This window comes from Neolewinella persica DSM 23188 (assembly GCF_000373105.1).
Taxonomy (GTDB): domain Bacteria; phylum Bacteroidota; class Bacteroidia; order Chitinophagales; family Saprospiraceae; genus Neolewinella; species Neolewinella persica.
Genome location: NZ_KB890481.1, coordinates 1 through 3,283 on the forward strand (window position 1 = coordinate 1; position 3,283 = coordinate 3,283).

General features: G+C 36.1%; 1 protein-coding gene. It reads left to right on the forward strand.

Going from position 1 to position 3,283, the window contains the following annotated elements:
• Window positions 1–268 precede the first annotated feature (268 nt).
• Window positions 269–3,127, forward strand: coding sequence for a restriction endonuclease subunit M (locus tag B036_RS0125615; protein WP_020571593.1), 2,859 nt, complete (start codon window positions 269–271; stop codon window positions 3,125–3,127).
• The last annotated feature ends 156 nt before the right edge of the window (window positions 3,128–3,283 follow it).

The following is a 3,283-nucleotide window of genomic DNA, read 5'->3' on the forward strand; positions in this document are numbered from 1 at the left end:
CACCTTAGACAGGAAGTGGTGGAGTGGAAAGCGCATCCCTAAGTATCGGGAAAAAGTTTATATTTGGAAAGGGCTTGGCTTAATGGGCATGAACACAGCGGCAACTAAAAGCGCGAATTATATTTATCAGGGAAATTTAAATTTTAAAGTCGCGTGTAAAGAGGGCATTTAAAGTCAGAGAAGAGATAATTTATTGGTGATGTTTTTTTAGACTAAATTCAAAAATGTTGGTTCTAGTTTAAAAATGTTACATTGCGAAAAATTTGCAATGGACATTCATTTTAGGAGAAGAATCGTAAGTACACTTAGAAGAATTGGCTCTGGTGTCAATGCAGTGAATTCTATAGAATTTGACGACATAACTGGTGCAGGTTCAATTACTTACAATAATGACTATATTTTCGTTAGCCCTAGTACAATTGGCTTTACTGGATATACTACTCCGATAACAGATGAAGAATGCGTTAGAGCTTATTTAGCTCAGAAGCTTCTTACCGTTCATGGCTATGCAATAAGTCCGGGAATAATCGAATTTGAAAGGTCTTATAGTTCTGTAGGAAGAGACGGTAAGGGTGGTAGAGTAGATATCATCGTTCACTCTTCAGGAAGTGATGAAGTCTTTCTGTTTATTGAATGTAAAGCGCCAAGTAAATACGATTCTGATATTTCAATGATCGATGGTCAGCTGTTTAGGCTTTCCAAATTGGAAAGAATTAGGCCTAAAAATTTAGTTTACTATTCGCTTTCTGATTCTTCAATGTCGATTGAAGAAAGACTTATCCTAGTTGATACTGCTGTATTTCCAGAATACGAAGACTGGGACAATGCTGGTCAACCTATAGTTGACACTATTCCTAGTAATTATGGAGCCGCTACAAAGAAGAGGTTCGCCAAGGTTGAATTTTCTTCTGAAGAAAACCGACCATTGAATTACAGTGTTGACCAGTCTACCTTTAATCGATTAAGATCGGAAATACACGATGTTATCTGGGGTGGAGGGGGAACTAATAATAATGATGTATTTGTATACATAACTAAAATTATCTTATGTAAAATTTATGACGAACTTGAAACAAGACCTAATGAATCTTATACTTTTCAGCGATACGGAACTGCAGAAAATCCAGAAGATGCTGACGAATTAGTCAACCGTCTCAATATGTTGTATGCTACAGCTGAAACATCTTATTTAGCACTGCCTAGGCCTAGCAGCGGTCCAGCTTTTGACCATGTTAAAGTTTCAAACTCTAAAATTGCGTATGTAGTAGGACGGCTTGAAGGTATAAGTGTAACTAGGAATACATTTAACGGGGATTTATTAGGTGAATTTTTTGAGCAAATTGTGTCTCAAGATTTTACTCAATCTAAAGGACAATTCTTCACGCCGCCTAAAATCGTACGATTCATTCATGGACTAATAAATATTGTAGGTCATGCAGAAGAAATTATGATTAATGAAAGAGACAGTTTAGGAAGACATAGACTTCCGTATGTCATCGATCCATCCTGTGGTTCAGGTACTTTTCTGATCGAGTATATGAAGGCACTAACTGAGCGGATTGGCCTAGATTCTTATGGGGCAACTTTGTCTGATAGAATCAGAGAAGCGCATAGTGTGTGGTTTGGCGGTGTAAAAAAGACCTCATGGGCTAGGGATTTCTTGTTTGGTATTGAAAACAACTATGATTTAGGATTAAGTGCAAAGGTTAATATGGTATTGCATGGAGATGGTAGTATGAATACTTGGATAAATAATGGCCTTTTACCATTTAATAGTTATTGGATGGATGGTCGAAACAACATCTTAGGAACATCTCAGGAATCGAATAATTCTGCTTACGACCAAACAGTTAATGAGCAATTTGACCTGATAATAACAAATCCTCCTTTTTCTGTAACATCTAGCCCTGATGACGACAGGTTGATACAAAGAGCGTTTTCTAATATATTAAAATCTTCTGAACAAAGATTTATAGAAAGATGGTATCAATTACTACGGCCAGGCGGCGAATTTGCTGCAGTTTTACCAGAAAACATTTTAGATACATCTACTAATAAAATAACTCGTAAATTTTTACTTAAGTACTTTGATATAATAGCAATTATTTCCTTACCCTATGATGCCTTCAAGCCATTTACCAGTACCAAAACCGCAATAGTTTATGCTAAAAAGAAATCTGACGAAAGGTTAGATCAGTGGCAATTGCACTATAATAATTTAATTGATGATAGATATACTAGCGATGATGCATTTGAAAATACAGTTCTATCTCTAGATGGCGAAAATGAAATTTTCATGGCGGAGCCGACTCAAATTGGATACAAGCGGAGGAAAAATTTGAGTGATTTAGAAAAGCCTAATCAGCTATATTCTGAAAATAGTGAAGGCGAAATTGATGAGATTGATCTATCCAATCCAAAAACAGTGTTAGATTATTTCTTCACTGATGAAGATGTTGAGGATAGCGAATTAGGCTTTAAAGTTAGTGTAGAAGATGTCTTGGCTAGAACTAGTTATAGACTAGATCCAAAATATTGTTTTCTTTGGCACAAACTAGATGGTAAAGTAGTTCCGTCCAACGAACCATCAGCACCTTTGTCACAGTATCTTGAAGTTATTAAACTGGAAAAACTTTCAAAGGGGCAACTTGAAAATGAAACAACGATCGCTGATTTAGATTCTGTTGCTCCACTTAGCGGTAAAATTTCTACCACTTCGATTGTGGACGAAATAAATTCCGACAAAGTAATATTTGCTGGTGCAGATTTACTTTTCTCAAAATTAGAACCTTATTTAGGTAAGGTGGTCATTTTACCTCCTGCGGATTATATTGGATCTCCAGAATGGATCGGATTAAAGTTAAAAGATTCTTATTTGGATCATGTCAGCTATTTTGGGTATTTACTTATGCATCCTGCTTTATGCGAAGCATACAGAAGATTACAGAGCGGTAAACGTCACGCTCGTTTAGATATTTCTGAATTATTAGAACTACAAATTCCATTAAAAGAAGATGATGAGATAAACGAGAAGAGTTCTGAACTTAATCAAAGTATTGCACAGATATCTGAGCTTAATAATCAAGTCGCTGATTTGGAACAAGACATTAAAAACTATTTAATCTGATATTTCTAAATCTAAAACTTGGACCAATTGTTAAATAATAGTCAACTTAAGTAATGAAAAAAATGCCGCTAACACTTAAAGCTCAAAGGCAGCCCTGACGTAGTCGGGCCTGACGTTGCGCTTTTGTTGGACTAACCCGCCACCCACGGAGCCTAT